This is a genomic window from Parabacteroides sp. AF14-59 (assembly GCF_003479515.1).
Lineage (GTDB): Bacteria > Bacteroidota > Bacteroidia > Bacteroidales > Tannerellaceae > Parabacteroides > Parabacteroides faecis.
Map to the genome: position 1 here is coordinate 145,681 of NZ_QUHH01000005.1, position 17,771 is coordinate 163,451.

The 17,771-nt window shown below is 44.7% G+C and carries 14 protein-coding genes; 8 read left to right on the top strand and 6 right to left on the bottom strand.

Annotated features, from left to right (window positions below; translation table 11 throughout):
- The first annotated feature begins 39 nt into the window (after window positions 1-39).
- Together DWW23_RS26415 and DWW23_RS07795 are read left to right on the top strand one after the other, a co-directional pair.
- Complete coding sequence (locus DWW23_RS26415) at window positions 40-192, top strand: hypothetical protein (protein WP_158583166.1); 153 nt, start codon at window positions 40-42, stop codon at window positions 190-192.
- 61 nt (window positions 193-253) lie between these two features.
- Complete coding sequence (locus tag DWW23_RS07795; protein WP_122352717.1) at window positions 254-2,638, top strand: response regulator; 2,385 nt, start codon at window positions 254-256, stop codon at window positions 2,636-2,638.
- A 4-nt stretch (window positions 2,639-2,642) separates the two neighbouring features.
- Here the strand turns inward: DWW23_RS07795 and DWW23_RS07800 are convergent, their stop codons facing one another.
- On the bottom strand, window positions 2,643-3,521 hold the full coding sequence (locus DWW23_RS07800; RefSeq protein WP_122352718.1) for a helix-turn-helix domain-containing protein: 879 nt from the start codon (window positions 3,519-3,521) through the stop codon (window positions 2,643-2,645).
- A 164-nt stretch (window positions 3,522-3,685) separates the two neighbouring features.
- Here DWW23_RS07800 and DWW23_RS07805 point away from each other — a divergent pair, with 164 nt between their 5' ends.
- The 3 genes from DWW23_RS07805 (at window position 3,686) to DWW23_RS07815 (ending at window position 9,277) form a co-directional block, all read left to right on the top strand.
- A complete protein-coding gene (locus tag DWW23_RS07805; RefSeq protein WP_122352719.1) occupies window positions 3,686-4,708 on the top strand; it encodes an efflux RND transporter periplasmic adaptor subunit in 1,023 nt (340 codons plus the stop codon).
- Window positions 4,705-7,782: an efflux RND transporter permease subunit gene (locus tag DWW23_RS07810; RefSeq protein WP_122352720.1), complete on the top strand. Its 3,078-nt coding sequence runs from the start codon at window positions 4,705-4,707 to the stop codon at window positions 7,780-7,782. Before DWW23_RS07805 ends, DWW23_RS07810 begins: the two co-directional genes overlap by 4 nt.
- Window positions 7,783-7,987: 205 nt before the next feature.
- On the top strand, window positions 7,988-9,277 hold the full coding sequence (locus tag DWW23_RS07815) for a TolC family protein (protein WP_122352721.1): 1,290 nt from the start codon (window positions 7,988-7,990) through the stop codon (window positions 9,275-9,277).
- 95 nt (window positions 9,278-9,372) lie between these two features.
- Here DWW23_RS07815 and DWW23_RS07820 read toward each other — a convergent pair whose 3' ends face one another.
- Entirely contained in the window at window positions 9,373-9,825 is a 453-nt protein-coding gene (locus DWW23_RS07820) for a YhcH/YjgK/YiaL family protein (protein ID WP_122352722.1), read from the bottom strand.
- 207 nt (window positions 9,826-10,032) lie between these two features.
- Between DWW23_RS07820 and DWW23_RS07825 the strand changes: the two genes are divergently transcribed.
- Genes DWW23_RS07825 through DWW23_RS07835 form a run of 3 tightly spaced genes read left to right on the top strand, consistent with a single transcriptional unit; the run spans window position 10,033 to window position 13,136 of the window.
- On the top strand, window positions 10,033-12,243 hold the full coding sequence (locus tag DWW23_RS07825; protein ID WP_122352723.1) for a cation-translocating P-type ATPase: 2,211 nt from the start codon (window positions 10,033-10,035) through the stop codon (window positions 12,241-12,243).
- A 20-nt stretch (window positions 12,244-12,263) separates the two neighbouring features.
- Window positions 12,264-12,470 (top strand): heavy metal transport/detoxification protein, encoded by a 207-nt coding sequence (locus DWW23_RS07830; protein ID WP_122352724.1) that lies wholly within the window; start codon window positions 12,264-12,266, stop codon window positions 12,468-12,470.
- 6 nt (window positions 12,471-12,476) lie between these two features.
- Entirely contained in the window at window positions 12,477-13,136 is a 660-nt protein-coding gene (locus tag DWW23_RS07835; RefSeq protein ID WP_122352725.1) for a hemolysin III family protein, read from the top strand.
- A gap of 157 nt (window positions 13,137-13,293) precedes the next feature.
- On the opposite strand, the gene DWW23_RS07840 is transcribed toward DWW23_RS07835, so the two are convergent.
- From DWW23_RS07840 to DWW23_RS07855, 4 genes are all read right to left on the bottom strand, one after another.
- The gene (locus DWW23_RS07840; RefSeq protein ID WP_122352726.1) at window positions 13,294-13,506 is read right to left on the bottom strand and encodes a DUF6722 family protein; all 213 of its coding nucleotides are present in this window, start codon (window positions 13,504-13,506) and stop codon (window positions 13,294-13,296) included.
- A 129-nt stretch (window positions 13,507-13,635) separates the two neighbouring features.
- Complete coding sequence (locus DWW23_RS07845; RefSeq protein ID WP_122352727.1) at window positions 13,636-14,955, bottom strand: TldD/PmbA family protein; 1,320 nt, start codon at window positions 14,953-14,955, stop codon at window positions 13,636-13,638.
- Between the two features lies 1 nt (window position 14,956).
- On the bottom strand, window positions 14,957-16,489 hold the full coding sequence (locus DWW23_RS07850; protein WP_122352728.1) for a TldD/PmbA family protein: 1,533 nt from the start codon (window positions 16,487-16,489) through the stop codon (window positions 14,957-14,959).
- Between the two features lie 5 nt (window positions 16,490-16,494).
- Window positions 16,495-17,736, bottom strand: a complete 1,242-nt coding sequence (locus tag DWW23_RS07855) for an anaerobic sulfatase-maturation protein (protein ID WP_122352729.1) — start codon at window positions 17,734-17,736, stop codon at window positions 16,495-16,497.
- Window positions 17,737-17,771 lie beyond the last annotated feature (35 nt).

Sequence of the window (17,771 nt, forward strand, 5' to 3'; positions counted from 1 at the left end):
TTTGCATCAAATATAAATATTATTTGAAAAACAAATGTTATGAGAGAAAGAATAGAACATATAAAAGAAAAAATGGATTTGTTAGTTGATACCAATAATTGTTACTTTGTAAAAAGTATCGATTCATCTCACAAAACTTATATGACAGACGAATATAAGCGGCAACTGCCGGACGCCAAAGTCAATTATTAAGGTTCCGGTATGAAAAGAGATGTGACGTAATAAAGAAAAATCATTGAGAGATAGAAGTATCATGGAAGAACAGTTTTTGCAACCGGAAATAGATGGGGATTATAATTTGTTGATGTGTACGATGGGAGTCAGTGTCAGCAAACATTTGGTGGATGAACATTTTACGGTCTTATGGGCCAACGATTTCTATTATGATTTGATTGGATATCCGAAAGAAGAGTATGAAGCAATATTCCATAACCAATGCGATTTGTTTTTTGCAAGGAACAAAGCCGGATGGGATACCATTGTAGAGGCTGTGACAAATGCATTGGAAACCGGCAAGAGCAGATATGATGTATTTGTCCAGATGGAACGTAAAGATGGTTCCCTGATCTGGACGAAAATAACAGCCTCCTTTACGGAAGAGGTTTATAACGGCCACCCTATAGCATACACAGTTATCACGAATGTGGATGATATGATGCAGAAACGTATCGAACAGACGATCGCTTATGAGAATATTCCCGGATTTATCGCTAAATACAAAATACGGAAGGATGGAAGTCTGGGATTGTTGGATGCGAATGATAAGTTTTTGAGTTTCTTCGGTATCAAAAAAGAGAATGTAAGCACTTTCCCTACTTTTTCTCATTTGACGGAAAAAAGCAGGATGGTTCTGGATGAACATATTCCTTTGATGCAAAAAGGAGAGCCGGTTCATTTTGTCATCTGTTCGAGAAATAAGAACGGAAGCTATTCCTGGTTTCAGTTGAATGGCGAATGTATCGGCTGTGTGAACGGAGAATCCATCTATATTATCGTTTACATCGATATTACGGACATTACGGAACAACGCGAGTTACAAAAGAAGTTGGAGGAACAGTCTCAACTTCTGAAGGATGCACTCGATTTCGCCGAAAAGGCTAATCAGGCGAAGTCTGATTTTCTTGCCCGGATGAGTCATGACATCCGTACGCCGATGAATGCGATCGTGGGTATGACGGCTATTGCGGGAGCACATGTGGATGATCACGAACGCGTACATGATTGCCTGAAAAAGATAACGAGCGCGTCAAACCTGTTGCTTAGCCTGATAAATGAAATTCTGGATATGTCGAAGATAGAGAGCGGACGTTTGAAACTATCGGAGGATGAGTTTAATATCGGTGAACTTCTACAGGATCTGATCGTTATGATGCAATCGGAGATTAAGAACAAGCAGCACAAACTGGATATCCATGTCAGCGGATTACATCATGAAAACGTAGTAGGAGATATTCAAAGAATAAAACAGGTGTTGATGAACATTATATCCAATGCGATCAAATATACGCCGGATAATGGGCAGATCCTGATTAGCATTGAAGAAAAGGCTCCCCATGATGGAATTGCCAACTATGAGTTCGTCTTTGAAGACAACGGGAGAGGAATGAAACCTGATTTTCTGGATAAGATATTTCAGCCATTTGAACGGGCCGACGATCATGGTATCAGCAGTATTCAGGGAACAGGGCTTGGTATGGCTATCAGTCACAGTATTATTCGGATGATGGGAGGCGATATCCAGGTGGAGAGCGAATATGGAAAAGGCACCCGTTTTACTATCCACATGCCATTGAAATACCATGAGAAAGCCTTCGATGAGAAGATAGAACGACCGGAACTGTCTGTGCTTGTTGTCGATGATGACAAAACGGCTTGTCTGAGTACCTGTAATTGTCTGTCGGAAATCGGGCTGAAGAGCGATTGGGTTTGTTCCGGTAGTGAAGCGGTGGCTGCAACCAGGAAACGTCATAAAGAAAAGGAGGATTATTTTGCCGTTATCATGGATTTGAAAATGCCGGGAATGAGTGGTATCGAGACTACCCGGCAGATCAGATCGGCAGTCGGACCGGACGTCCCGATCATCATTCTGTCGGCCTATGATATAGATGAATATGAGACGGATGCCCGGAAGGCAGGTGCTAATGGATTTGTCGCTAAGCCTCTTTTCAAATCAAAATTACTTCAGATATTGAGGAGATTCCTTGAAAAGGATGAAGTACGTCAGGTAACTGAACCTGTTAAGTTTTCAGAGGCCGATCATTCAGGGAAACATCTTTTGCTGGTGGAAGATAATGACCTGAACCGTGAGATAGCCGAAGAAATCATCGGCAGCACAGGTGTACTGGTTGAAACGGCGGTGAACGGACAGGATGCAGTCGATAAGGTGATGCAATCGGCTGAAGGTTATTATCAGATGATCCTGATGGATATCCAAATGCCCGTTATGGACGGTTATGAGGCGACCCGCCAAATACGACAACTTCCGCGTACGGATGTTGTAAATATACCGATCATTGCTATGACGGCCAACGCCTTTTCCGAAGATGTGGCGAACGCCCTCAATGCCGGCATGAACCATCATCTGGCGAAGCCGATCGATATTAAAGCCTTGATGGGCGTTTTATCCACGTATCTGTAAGAGATTATACTTTTCTATATTCTTTAGGGGAAATGCCGGTATGGTGTTTGAAATATTTGCCGAAGAAAGATTGATTGGCAAAGTTCAGCACATCGGCAATCTCCTGGATACTCATCCGGGTCGATTTCAGTAATGTCTTTGCTTCCAGTACCACATACTGGTCGATCCATTCTCCGGCTGATCTTCCGCTGACATCTTTGGATATCAGGGATAAGTATTTTGGAGTAATACAAAGTTTACCGGCGTAAAAACCAAGACTTCTTTCCTCCTTATAATACTCCATCACAGTTTGTATAAACTTCTCGAACAATTCTTCTTTTCTGGATACCTTATTAGTGTGTTGCGGTTCATGTTTACGGAATATATCACAAATATCGTAGAACAAAGCCAGCAGAAGATTTTGTATGACCTCCCGCTGATAAGCATGATCTTTATTTTTTACCCGTTTCCATAAGATTGCATGGTATTCCACCAGATCCTCCAACTCTTCATTCGTGAGTATGGTATAAGGATGCCGCTTAATGTAAAAGAAGGCTGAGAGCAAATTTTGTATGTTAGGAGTTATGTTGTTGACAAAATCTTCCGATACCCCCAGGTATACTCCTTTGAAATCGGCACTTTGTTCATAATGTTGTACTATCTGCTCCGGTAAGATGACCACCAATGTGTTTTGGGTAATAATATATTCTTCCAGATTGATGCTGATACGGATAGAACCACTCAGGCAAACAGCAAAAGCAGCCGCTTTAATACGACTGGGATATTCGAATATTGGAAAATGATCCAGCGTATTGAATATGGCAAGGTCTTTATCCACATAATCTATCTCGGGCAGATTTTCTATAAAAGAGAAATCAATAACAGGTACGGTCGTATTATCCATCTTTTTACTATTTGACTGTAAACATACATAAAAGAATTGGAATATCAACCCGGAGTAAGCGACTTTTAGAACAATACGATTAGCAAATAGACCTTTTGTATTCTAAAGAATCTCTCGACTTTTGCACTGTTTATTTTGTAGTACAAATCAAAGAATAGAATAATATGAAGATTGTTAATTGCGTGGGAACCCTTTTGTTATTATCTCTGCTGCTGAGTTGCACCGGAAGCAAGGACAAAGGAACAGCAGAAAGGGAAATCCCGGTAAAGGTTATCAGGATTACAGATATGAGTTCCGTTAAAGAACAATATTATGTAGGAACAGTAGAAGAGATGTCGGCCTCTTCCCTTAGTTTCCAGGTGATGGGGAATGTCGAGAGAATACTTGTCAGGGAAGGCCAGCGGGTGGATAAAGGGCAACTTCTTGCCTCGCTCGACCGGGCGACGCTTCAAAACTCTTATGAGGCGGCACATGCTTCCCTGGTTCAGGCACAGGATGCCTGCGATCGAATGAAGATACTTTATGAGAGTAAAAGTCTTCCCGAGATCAAATGGGTGGAAGTACAGAGTAAATTACAGCAGGCACAATCCATGGAACGTATTGCACGGAAGAATCTGGAAGATGCTTCTTTGTATGCCCCGTTCAGCGGTGTGATCGGAAAACGGACTGTCGAACCGGGTGAGAATATACAACCGGGAGTTCCTGTGCTTACTTTATTGGAGATCAACGAGGTGTATGTCCGCATCGCCATACCGGAAAAAGAAGTTGCCAGGTTGGATAAACAAAAAGCTCTGATCACTGTAGGCGCTCTTGGAGACCTGTCTTTTGAAGGACAAATAACGGAGAAAGGCGTAGTTGCCGACCCGCTTTCCCATACGTATGATGCAAGGATCAAGCTGAATAACGGCAAAGGATTGTTGATGCCGGGAATGGTTTGCCGTGTCAACGTGTTGGATGATGCTGCGTCTCCCGTCATTTCTATCCCGGTGAATGCCGTACAAATATCCCATACAGGAAACAACTTCGTCTGGTGTGTAAATAACGGAAGGGCAGAGGCAAGGCAGGTTGTAACCGGCCCGTTGACCACTGACGGTATAGAAATAACGAACGGATTGAAAGAAGGCGACCAGGTCGTTACCGAAGGTTACCAGAAAATCAGTGAGAACATGAAAGTGAAAGTACAATGAAAAAGAAACGCGGAATCATAGAGCTTGCCATGCGTTATAACCAGATCACGTTGCTATTGATCTTTCTGCTGGTATTGCTTGGCATATACGGATTGGTTAAGATGCCAAAACAGGAATTTCCTGAATTTATTATCCGTCAAGGTGTTGTAGTGGGCGTATATCCCGGTGCCACCTCTTCCGAAGTGGAAGAACAACTGGCAAAGCCGCTCGAACGCTATCTCTTCACCTTTAAGGAAGTAAAGAAGAAGAAAACCTATTCCATGTCGAGAGACGGCTTGGTATATGTGATGGTCGAGTTGAACGATGATGTGAACAATAAAGATGAAGTCTGGTCGAAGATCAAACTGGGATTGCAGAACTTCAAGTCGCAATTGCCGGCCGGTGTATTGGCACTTATTGCTAATGATGATTTTGGCGATACGTCTGCCTTGCTGATCACTTTGGAATCGGAAGACAAGACTTACCGTGAACTGGAAAAGTATCTGGAGACATTGGAAGACCGTCTCCGCCGTATCGAATCCGTATCCAATCTCCGTCGTTATGGAGTACAGAATGAACAGATCGGAGTCTATCTGGATAAAGATAGAATGACGGCTTACGGGTTGGATAGCAGGATGTTGCTTACGACTCTGTTTACACAGGGTTTCACAACCTCCGGCGGAACGGCGAAAGGCGAATCACTGGATATCCCTCTCCATTTCTCCGTCTCCTATCCTTCGGAAAAGGAGATCGGCGAACAGATCATTTACTCCGATAATAAAGGCAACATGATCCGCCTGAAGGATATCGCCAGGATTGTCCGTGAATATCCCGAACCGGATAGCTACATTACCAATAACGGAAAGAAAGCGATCATTCTCTCCATGGAAATGAGGGAGGGAAATAATATTGTGGAATATGGCAGGCAGGTTGACGAAGTGCTGGCCTCTTTCCAGGAAGAGTTACCCGACAGTGTCTCTATCCGCCGGATTGCCGACCAGCCGAAGGTGGTGAACGAGTCGGTAACCTCTTTCATACGCGACCTTTTCGTCTCTATCATCATCGTTATTCTGGTGATGATGATTCTGTTCCCTTTCCGTTCGGCAGTCGTAGCGGCAACATCCATTCCGATCAGTATTTTTATTTCGATAGGGGTGATGTATGTTACCGGCATTCCGCTGAATACGGTTACACTGGCTGCATTGATTGTCGTGTTAGGTATGATCGTGGATAATTCCATCATCGTGATCGACGCTTATCTCGAGAAGCTGGATCTGGGAATGTCCCGCTGGAATGCCGCCATTTCCAGTGCAAAAGATTATTTCGGGTCTATTTTCCTGGCGACACTTTGTATCTGTATCATCTTCTTCCCGCTATTGTTTACCATGACGGGACAGATGTATGATTTTGTCGAGTATTTCCCCTGGACGATCACGATCTCACTGATGATCTCACTGGTCATAGCCATGGTCTTTATCCCGCTGTTCGAATATGCCGTGATAAAGAAAGGTTTGCACGACCGGAAGGAAAAAGAAGCTAAACCGACCTTTAATCTATTGGATATAGTCCAGTCCGTTTACGAGAAAACATTGAAATGGACATTCCGCTTTCCAAAGACAACGATCGGGATAGGTGTGCTTTCCATTCTGCTTGCCTTATGGATGATGACTCGTCTGGATCAGCGCATGATGCCTGTTGCCGACCGTGACCAGTTCGCCGTGGAGATATATCTGCCGCAGGGAACGCCTTTACACCGCACGGCAGAGGTTTGCGACAGTCTCTATTCCATTATGAAGAAAGACGAACGTATCCTTTCCGTCACCTCTTTTGTCGGTATGGCTTCGCCCCGTTTCCAGACAACCTATGCCCCCAATCTGGCAGGAAAGAATTATGCACAGTTCATTGTCAATACCGCTTCCCCGGAAGCAACGGTGGAAATTCTCGACGATTATACCGATCGTTATGCCGATTATTTCCCGAACGCCTACGTCAAGTTCAAACAACTGGATTATCAGAATGTGTCTTCTCCATTGGAGATCCGTTTTTCCGGCGAAGATATCGCTTTGCTGAAGCAGGCGGCCGATTCGATGATGCTGGCTTTGCGCGGAATAGACGAACTGGAATGGATACACACCAACTATGAAGAGATGCAGCCCGAAATACGTGTGAAGCTCGATCCGATAGAAGCCTCCCGCCTAGGAATTACGAAAGCAATGGCCTCTGCCGATATGGCTATCCGTTACGACGGTTTATCGGTCGGTTCCGTCTGGGAGGGCGATTATGCACTGCCAGTCCATTTGAAAGCGGATAAAAAGGAGGAGAAACAGCCTTTCAACCAGGTAGAAGACGAATATATCCCTACGGCTGTCCCGGGTGTAAGTGTCCCTCTGCGACAGGTCTCCACAGTAGAAGCCGGATGGAATGAAGGGCAGATCGTGAGACGTAACGGTGTCCGTACGATCAGTGTCATGGCACAGGTGAAGCGGGGATATACGGAAAACAGCATGCAGAAAAAGATCGAGAAAGTTGTAAAAGCCGAGATCGAACCCATACTTCCTGCGGGTGTCTCTATGGAATATGGCGGAGCGAAAGAAGCAGACCTGGAGATTATCGAACCCTTGTTGCGCGGTTTACTGATCGCGGTGGTGATCATCTTCTTTTTTCTTCTGTTCAACTTCAAGAAGATCGGCCTGGCACTGGCGGCTTTGTCCTCTCTGTTGCTTTGCCTGTTCGGTGCCTCTTTGGGATTATGGATAGCAGATACGGCCTTCAGTGTGACTTGTGTATTGGGAGTGATCAGCCTGATGGGGATTATCGTCCGCAATGCAATCATTATGTTCGAGCATGCCCAGGATCTGAGGATCAATCACCATTTCACTCCGAAGGATGCCGCTTTAGATGCCGGTAAACGCCGTATGCTCCCGATCTTCCTGACTTCGGCTACGACGGCTGTAGGAGTGGTTCCGATGATCATCAGCCAAAGTTCCCTCTGGATGCCGATGGGAATCGTGATCTGTGCCGGAACCGTCTTTGCTATGATATTGGCGGTAACCATCTTACCGGTATTCTACTGGAAGATATTCGGGAATAAGTAGCCGGAAATAGTGGAACCGATAACTGCAGAGTGCAGATATCCTGATAAAAACATCCTTATCTTCTATATTTTTGACCCAGGTGCTAAACGTTTACGACCTTGGTGAAAAACGTTTTTGACCTAGGTGCAAAACGTTTTCTACCTAGGTCAAAAATATAAAAGATCGGGAGGAAAAGAATAGAATCAAATAATAAAAAAAATAGAATATGCTGAGAAGAGAAATAAGATATAGAATACCTGGCTTGGTTTGTTTATTGTCCTTGTGTCTGGTTGCAGGGAATGCTCAACAGCTTCTTACACTGGAAGAATGCAGCCGGTTGGCATTGGAGAATAATGCACGGATGAAGAATGCCCGTCTTGATCTGGAAGGGACGCAAGAGACCCGAAAGGAAGCATTTACCAAATACTTCCCTTCTGTCAGTGCAACAGGAGGTGCTTTTGCTTCCGACAACGGAATGGCGGAAATGATCCTGATGCCGGGACTGGAAATGACACTGGGGAAAAACGGAGTCATGGGAGGAGTAACTGCCGTCCAGCCTGTATTTGCCGGCGGACAAATATGGAACAGCAACAAGCTGGCTGCACTGGCTGTAGAGGTTAGCCGTTACCAGATGAAGCAATCGGAAGATGAGGTTCTGTTGACGGTCGAGCAATATTACTGGCAGAACGTTTCTTTGCAGGAAAAGATGAAAACGATCGGGATCATTGAATCGCTGGTCGGTAATCTCTATAAAGATGTCGAAACCTCGGTAAAAGCCGGTGTTGCCAACCGGAATGAACTGTTGCAGGTACAACTGAAAAAGAACAGTGTTGCCAGCGACCGGCTGAAGGTAGAAAATAATCTGCGCTTGTCTAAAATGGTATTGGCACAGTATATCGGTGTGGCGGAAGATGATTTCCTTGTCCGTTCTTATTTGCAGGAGCCTTTGCCGTTACCGGAAACTTATCGGGTCGATCCGATAGCGGCTCTGCCTAATACTGTGGGTTATAAATTGTTGGATAAGCAAGTTGAGGCGAGCCGCCTGCAATATAAACTGAAAGTCGGCCAAAACCTGCCGTCGTTGGGTATAGGAGCCGGTTATATGTATCATAATATTCTGGATACCGATCATTCTTTCGGGATGATCTTTGCTACGGTCAGTATTCCGATCACGGACTGGTGGGGAGGGTCGCATGCTATCCGGAAACAGAAACTACAGTTGAAGGCTGCCGAATATACCCGCCAGGATTCGAATGAGAAACTTGTTTTGCAGATGCAGAAATTATGGAACGAGCTGGAAGAAGCTTATAAGCAGGTCAAACTCTCGGAAGAATCGATTGTGACGGCAGAGGAGAATGTCCGTCTCAGTACCGCCTATTACCAGGCTGGGACCGAAACATTGAGTGATTTGCTGGATGCCCAGTCGCTGTTGCAGCAGAGTCGTGATCAATACACAGACGATTATACAAGTTACCTGATCAAACGTACGCAGTATTTGCAGGCAACAGGGCAGTGACGAGATAAGAACTTTACAAAAGCAAGCCGGTATTTCCCTTAAAGATTGTCTCGATCTTTATTCGGAAAATACCGGCTTTGTCGTATCTGGCAATATTATTCTTCTACCTGTACTTTTACGATCACCTTACGGATATTCCCTTCGCCGATGCCGGGAGCGTGTCCGTCTTCCGGAAAATAAACAGCGAATTGTCCCGGATAGATTTTAGTATAAGCGGTAGGACGATCTACATAGAAGGCAATGTCTTTTGCTTCGTCGTAAGGAATAGATTCTTCCTGCAGTTCGCAACCGGGCTTCCATCCGATTTTTTCCACGCCTAACAAGGGGAGCTGGATATCGATATATTTTTTATGTGTTTCGATAGCGGCATCATTTTTGTCTTTACCGGTCAAACTGACCACACTGACGAACAGGCGGGAACCATCCAGTTCATATTTACCATCTTCCACTTTGGAAAAATCTGTTTCTTTGATGTAATCAAATGCTTTTTTGAAAAGAGGGTGTAAGCGCTCTACTTTTTCTGTGTTATTCAAGGAGTCAAGTATCATAACTGTATTTATTTATAAATTCATTCGTAAATTAGTCTGACAAAGATCGGGTATCCGATTGTTAAATAATAGGACAAAGATACCAAATAAAACTATTAAATTTATACATATCTTAATCAGGAGTAATGAAAATCCGCAACTTTGTTGCAACTGATTTATTTGTATCTTTGTTCTACAAATAGAATCGGTATAAATAGATACACAATAATGAAAGATATAGAAAGTAAGGTATTGCCCGTCCTGGAGATGAGTTGTGCGGTTTGTGCCAATAACGTGGAAAGCACTGTTAAGGGGCTTTCCGGGGTAGAAGAGGCATCTGTTAATTTTGCGGCTAACACTTTGTCCGTTAAGTTTCGTCCGTCTGTAATCAGCTTACAGAAAATACAAGAAGCTGTGCAGGGAGCGGGATACGATCTGATCATAGAATCGGAAGATCCGCTTGCCGAGCAGGAAGAGATGGCGCGTAAACATTATAAGAAATTGAAGCGAAATACGATCGGGGCGTGGGTATTATCCGTGCCCTTGGCGTTGTTGGGAATGGTATTTATGCATATGCCCTATGCTAACTGGATTATGATGGTGCTGGCATTGGCAATTATGTTGCTGTTCGGCAGAACCTTTTATGTGAGTGGCGCACGCCATGCTGTTCAGGGGAAAGCCAATATGGATACGCTGGTGGCCCTCAGTACGTCTATTGCCTTTATTTTCAGCTTCTTTAATACTGTATATCCGCAGTTCTGGATTGAAAAAGGGTTGGAGCCACATGTATATTATGAAGCATCGGGTGTGATCATCGCTTTTGTCCTGCTGGGAAAACTGATGGAAGAACGGGCAAAGAACAGTACATCCTCTGCTATCAAGAGTCTGATGGGATTGCAGCCGAAGACTGCCCGCCTCGTAACGAAAGGTAAAGAGGAGGAAGTTCCTATTTCTTCCTTAAAGACCGGAAATGTGGTAAGCGTCCGTCCCGGTGAGAAAATTCCTGTGGATGGTGTTTTGCTGCAAGGCTCTTCTTCTGTGGATGAAAGCATGCTGAGCGGCGAACCGATCCCTGTAGAGAAAACGGTCGGCGATCGGGTATTGGCTGGTACGATCAACCAGAAAGGTGCCTTTACGATGGAAGCAACGGGAGTCGGTAATGATACGATCCTGGCACAAATCGTTCAGATGGTACAGGCGGCCCAGGGAAGTAAAGCGCCTGTGCAGCGCATCGTTGATAAAATAAGTGGTATATTTGTTCCGGTGGTCGTGTTGCTTTCTGTTCTGACATTCATCTGTTGGATGACGATCGGCGGCAGCAGCTATTTCTCTTACGCACTTCTTTCGGCTGTATCGGTGTTGGTTATTGCCTGTCCGTGTGCTTTAGGTCTGGCTACTCCTACCGCCCTGATGGTCGGAATGGGGAAGGGGGCTGAAAGACATATACTGATAAAAGATGCTTATGCTTTGGAGACGCTGTGTAAGGTCGACACGATCGTGTTGGATAAGACAGGTACACTGACGGAAGGAGTTCCGGTAGTTGTCGATTCCTGTTGGTTGACCGAGTCGAATGTCTGCTATCTGGATATCCTTTATACGGCAGAGCTGAAATCGGAACATCCGCTGGCCTCTGCTATTATCCGTTGGCTGGAAGATTCGGGTGCTTCAACCACTGAAGCGGAAAACTTCGAAAGCCTTACCGGGCGGGGTATCCGTATGGAAGTGGGCAGTACTGTCTATTGGGTCGGAAGTCAGGGATTGCTTGAAAAGTTCGGAGCCCGGATTCCTGATGATACGATGAAGCAGATCGGCAGATGGCAGGATGAAGGCATTAGCGTCGTTTATTATGGCGAAGGCGATCGTCTGCTGGCTGTTTTAGCTATCTCGGACCGTATCAAACCCACATCGGCAGAAGCTGTCAGGAAGTTGACAGAGATGGGAATTGAAGTTCATTTGCTGACGGGCGACGGCGTAAAAACTGCTGAAAGGGTGGCAAATACATTAGGTATAGGGCATTTTAAAGCCGAGGTGATGCCGAACGATAAGGAGGAATATATCATCGCCCTTCAGAAGCTGGGGAAGAAAGTGGCGATGGTCGGCGACGGCATTAACGATTCACAGGCGCTGGCCCGTGCAGATGTCAGTATCGCGATGGGAAAAGGTACGGATATTGCGATGGACGTGGCGATGGTCACGCTAATAACTTCCGACCTGTTGTTATTGCCTGAAGCAATCAAATTGTCGAAACGGACTGTCCGGCTGATCCATCAGAACTTGTTCTGGGCATTTATCTATAACCTGATAGGTATACCTTTGGCAGCGGGGGTATTATTCCCGGTAAACGGATTGTTATTGAATCCGATGCTGGCCAGTGCGGCAATGGCGTTCAGCTCCGTATCTGTAGTGCTTAACAGTTTGAGATTGAAATTTATGAAGTAATAGTATAAATATAAAAAATTATGGCAACAATGAAATTTAAAACAAACGCAAAATGTGGCGGCTGTGTATCAGCCATCGGTGCAAAACTGAATAACGTAGTGAAAGATAACGAATGGTCCATCGATCTGAAATCACCGGACAAGGTATTGGAAGTTACAGCCGATGTTCCGGCTGATGCAGTTGTTGCGGCAGTTACGGCAGCCGGTTTTAAAGCTGAACAACTGTAACCTCGAATGGTCAGGACCAAACAAAGACAAACTTATGGCGAAGAGGTTGCCAATGTGCTGACACATGGCGCAGGGATGATTTTCGGGGCGGTTGCTCTCATTCTGTTATTGATGGCTTCAATCCGGAGCGGAAATCCCTGGGCTGTCGGCAGTTCGGTGGTTTATGCCCTTAGTATGACATCTTCTTACGTCACTTCAACCTTTTACCATGCTTCGGCAAATGCCCGGCGTAAAAGATTGCTTCGCCGTTTCGACCATAGTGCGATTTATTTGCATATTGCGGGAACATATACTCCTTTCACCTTAGTAGCCCTTCGTCAGGTCGGTTATTGGGGATGGTCGTTGTTTGCGATTGTCTGGGTTGCCGCTGTGATAGGGATTTTTCTGAGTTTTCGAAAGATGAAGAAAACGGATCATCTGAAAACGGTCTGTTACCTGGCGATGGGATGGGTGGTTATTATTGCTTTTAAGCCGTTACTGGATGTCTGTCGACAAACCGGCTCAATGGATGTACTGTACTGGCTGATTGGCGGTGGACTATTTTATACTGTAGGGTGCGTGTTTTATTTCTTCGATAAATATAAGTATATGCATCCGATGTGGCATTTCTTTGTATTGGGTGGCAGTGTCTGCCATTTTATTTCTGTCTATTTATTGGTAAGATAAGAAAAGGAGAAAGTCGACAGGCTTTCTCCTTTTCTGTAATGATTATTATTTTTCTTCCGGATGTTTCTTTTTGTACTGCCAGTCGTCATAGGTAAGGTAAGCAAGCAATACTAACCCAAAAATGCTCAGTCCTCCAAATAAATAAATAGCTTCCATTTTATTTCTTTTTTTTCATGTAAAACCTAAATCCTATCTTTACAAAAACAACAGTCGTAAATACTCCCAGTAATAATACCGATTGTTTATCTACTTCCATATCCAATAAAGTGCTGAGTACAACTCCTGCAAATACCAATTTGGCGATATCGATAAAGAAATCACCAAGCTTTTCATTAATAACCACCTGTGGTGGAATGGTCTTTTGTTTCATAGTTACAAGTTTTAATTATAAAGTATTGGCAAATATAGAAAATCCTTTTTAAGAGAACAATTTTTTGTATATAAATAAAGGCCGGAAATAATCATCCGGCCTTTATATTATGGAATATAGGTGAAAATCTTATAATCCGCTAAAATCAACACCATCGAATAATAATGACGGAATACGCCAGCTGGAGAACAAACGCGGGTCATTTCCGGCTTCAGCCAGATTATTCCACAGCGAGATCATATTTCCGGTGGCATTCATTTCAGATATAGGCTGTGTCAGTTTACCTTTTTCGATGAGGAAGCCTTCCACGCCATAGGAGAAATCGCCGGTTGTACTGTTGCAGTTACCGCCATTGAAACCAGTGACAAGAATACCTTTATCCACGGATTCGATCAAACCGTTCGTATCCTTGTCGCCCATTTGCATTGTCAGGATGGAAGGAGAGGCGATAGTTGGCTTCACGTCCATTTTGTTGGCAGAATAGGTGTCGATATAGTATGTTTTCAATACTCCGTTTTCAAAGACAGGCATTCGTTTGGTCGCAACCCCTTCGCCGTCGAAGTAACGGGCGCCGGAAGCTTTGAGCAGATGCGGTTCATCGATCAGAGTAAGTTTCTCACCCAAAACCTTTTGGTCGAGCTTGTCAAGCAAGAAAGAGTTTTTCTGTTGAATAGACGAGCCATATAAAGCATCTATAACGGGAGATAACAAACGGCCTGAATTCATGTTATCAACGATCATACGATATTTTCCGGAGGCTACCTTCTTTTGTCCCAGTTTGCGAAAAACGCGCTCCAATGCCTTGGTTCCCAATCCTTCCTTGATCATTGTATCGTAGTATAGGGAAGAATCATACCAGTAAGATTCCGGACGGGCATCGCCTTCGCCACGAATACTGACACTGGCTACCAGGCTGAATGAAGAGCCGCAGGCTTCACCTTCGAAGCCGTTGCTGGCAACCATATATTTGAAGTCTTTCTCATCGCTGTAAGAAGAATTGGCAGAAATGATACGGTCGTCTTTTCCTATCATCTCTTCACAGGTCTTCATTGCCAGTGCAACCTTCTCATCCGGCTGTATGGAGTCGAATTTAGGATCGATCAGTTGCAGGTCTGCACCACCGCCTTTGTAATAAAGGGATGCGTCAGGAAGTGTGCGGGCTTTGTCTTCTGCCAGATAACGGGTTGAGTCGATTCCATTGCGGATAAACTTTTCCAGTTCCTTCTTGTCCAGACGGTTGGTGGAAAAAGAACCATAACGTCCGTCTACGAATAATTGGATAACCAGACTGTTTTCCGATGCCTGTTGCAGGCGATCGATTTTCATATCACGGATTTCAAACGAACTGCTCGAACCATTGTACAAGCTGACACGTGAAGCCTGGCAACCGTTCTTCAAAGCGAACTCCATGGCCCATTGAGCCAGTTTTTTATTTTCGTTAGTTATCATATCAATTTTCTCCTCCTACAGTAAGTTTACTAACCAGGGCAGATGGCATACCGCAAGTTACCGGACATGACTGACCGTCTTTGCCACATGTCCATGTGCCGTTATCCATCTTATAGTTGTTGCCGACCATTGTAATATCGGCCAATGCTTTCGGTCCGTTACCAATGATGTTGATATCCTTGATCGGTTGTGTCAGTTTACCGTCTTCGATCAGATAACCGTCTTTTACGAAGAAAGTGAAATCTCCGGCACCGATCTGTACCTGCCCGTTGGTGAAGCTGGATGCATAAATACCTTTCTTAACGGTCGAGATCATCTCTTCTTCCGTCACATTGCCCGCTTCCATATAGGTTGCACGCATACGCGGGATAGGCATCTGGCGGAATGATTCGCGGCGTCCGTTACCTGTCGACGGGATACCGTAATGCTTCGCACTGATACGGTCGTGCAGATAGCTGGTCAGGATACCTTCTTTCACAATATATGTCTTTTGCCCTTCTACACCTTCGTCGTCGATATTGACAGAACCACGATTGAACGGAATCGTACCGTCATCCACTACGTTGATATGTTCGTTGCAGACTTTCTTATTCAGCTGGTCTGAAAAGATGGAAGTGTTTTTACGGTTAAAGTCAGCTTCAAACGCATGTCCGATTGCTTCATGCAACAGGATACCGGAGCCACCGGCACCCATTACGACCGGCATCTCACCGCCTTTAGGTTTTACCGCCTGGAAGAGGATAGAGGTTTTCTCTACAGCCTCTTTAGCCACTTCACTGATGATATCGTCGGTCAGGAACTCGGCACCCATACGGAATGCACGGGATGCGTAGGAGTTTTCTATCTTGCCGTTATCTTCCATGATACAAACAGCTCCGAGTGTAACCATCGGACGGTAATCGTAATACATTTGTCCTTCCGAGTTACAGAAAAAGATATGCGATGTCGTATCGCCGAGAGATGCCATTACTTTATGCACACGTTTGTCGAGTGCAAAAATCTGGTCGTTCAGTTTTTGCAGGTAAGGTGTTTTTTCTTTGACGGCAATCTCATCCCAGGGCGTCTGTACGCCATAGAAGTTATTGACGATCGGTTCCTCGGTCAGTTTGGCCGGTCCTTTCCCTGCAGCGCCGTTTGCGATACGTGCGGCTGTGCGTGCAGCGGTCAGCATTTCGTCCAGCGAGATGTTTTCGACATAGGCATAACCTGTCTGGTCTCCGGAAAGGACGCGTACACCCATTCCAAAATCTATATTTGAAGAAGCACGATTCACCGCTCCATCCTGTAAACCGATATTGTTACGATAAGAGTGTTCGAAGAAAAGATCAGCATAATCTCCTCCTTTTTCCAGTGCTGCGTTCAGCACTTTTTTCATATCACTTTCGCTTAACCCGAAATGGTTTAACGCAAATGAGATACCGGCAGCTTTATCAGCAGTACTACCGGCACAACCTTCTAAAAAAGAAGGAACTGCCAGTGAACCAAGCATAACCATACCTCCTGTTTTAATAAAATCACGTCTGTTGTATTTCATGTTTTTTATAGAGTATCCCTGTTTCCCTTAGCCCATTGCATCACGTTTGCGGGCGGACGCTGGGCTAATAATTCTTTTTTCATAAAATCCATATAGGGTGCTACATGTTTGAAAAACTTTTTGTAGCCCTTGCATAAGTAGTTTAATCCCGGTTCGCCACTGGCTGTATGCAGGAAGCGGTTTTTGGGACATTCCCCGTTGCAGGCAAAGAGAAATTCACACTCTTTGCATTGAGTGGGGAGTTTGTCGTATTTGTCTGCACCAAACTTAAGTTGGTTTTGACTGTACATCATTTCAGTTAATGTCTGCGTATAGATATTTCCTAACTTGTATTCAGGGAACACAAAGTGGTCGCACGCATATAAATCGCCATTGAACTCCATCACTCCGGCATGTCCGCATGTTCGGGCCAGCGTACATACGCCCGGTTGCTCTCCGACCCAGTTTGCCAGTGTAGCGTCGAACAGCTGGATATAATAATTCCCGACATCTTCTTTCAGCCATTCATCGAAAATCGTACAAAGGAAATCCCCCCATTTTCCGGAATCGACAGAGAATGGTGCCAGTTTGATATTGGCATCCTGTTGTTCCGGCGAAGTTAACTTCGTCCCGTCCTGGTGAAATCCCAATCGTTCGACAATAGGGGCAAACTGAATGAAATGGCAGTCTATTTCTTTGAAAAAATGATAAAATTCCAGTGGAAAATCAACGTTGTAGTCGTTTACCACAGCCATAGCATTATATTCTACCTGATGTTTTTTCAACAATTCGATCCCCTTCATCACTTTGTAGAAGGAGGGAAGCCCCTGACGATTCCGGCGGTATTCATCATGGAATTCCTGCGGACCGTCGATCGAGATGCCGACCAGAAAATTATTTTCTTTGAAGAAGCGGCACCAGTCGTCTGTCAACAAGGTACCGTTTGTCTGGATACAGTTGTCGATCTGCCGTCCGCGTCCGTATTTTTGCTGAAGTTCGAGCGCTTTCTTATAAAAGCTGATCGGACGCATCAGTGTTTCGCCGCCATGCCAGGTAAAAAGCACCTGAGGCATTGTCTGGCATTCCAGATAGTCTTTGATGAATTTTTCCAGTAACTGCTCACTCATGATATGATTCTTCACCTCCGGATATAGTTTTCCCTTTTCCAGGTAGTAGCAATAATCGCACGCCAGGTTACACACCGAGCCGACAGGTTTCAACATCACATAAACGGGCTTAGCAAATGGAGATATATAAGAATTATTCATGGTTATTTAAAACGATTCAACAATAAAATTACACA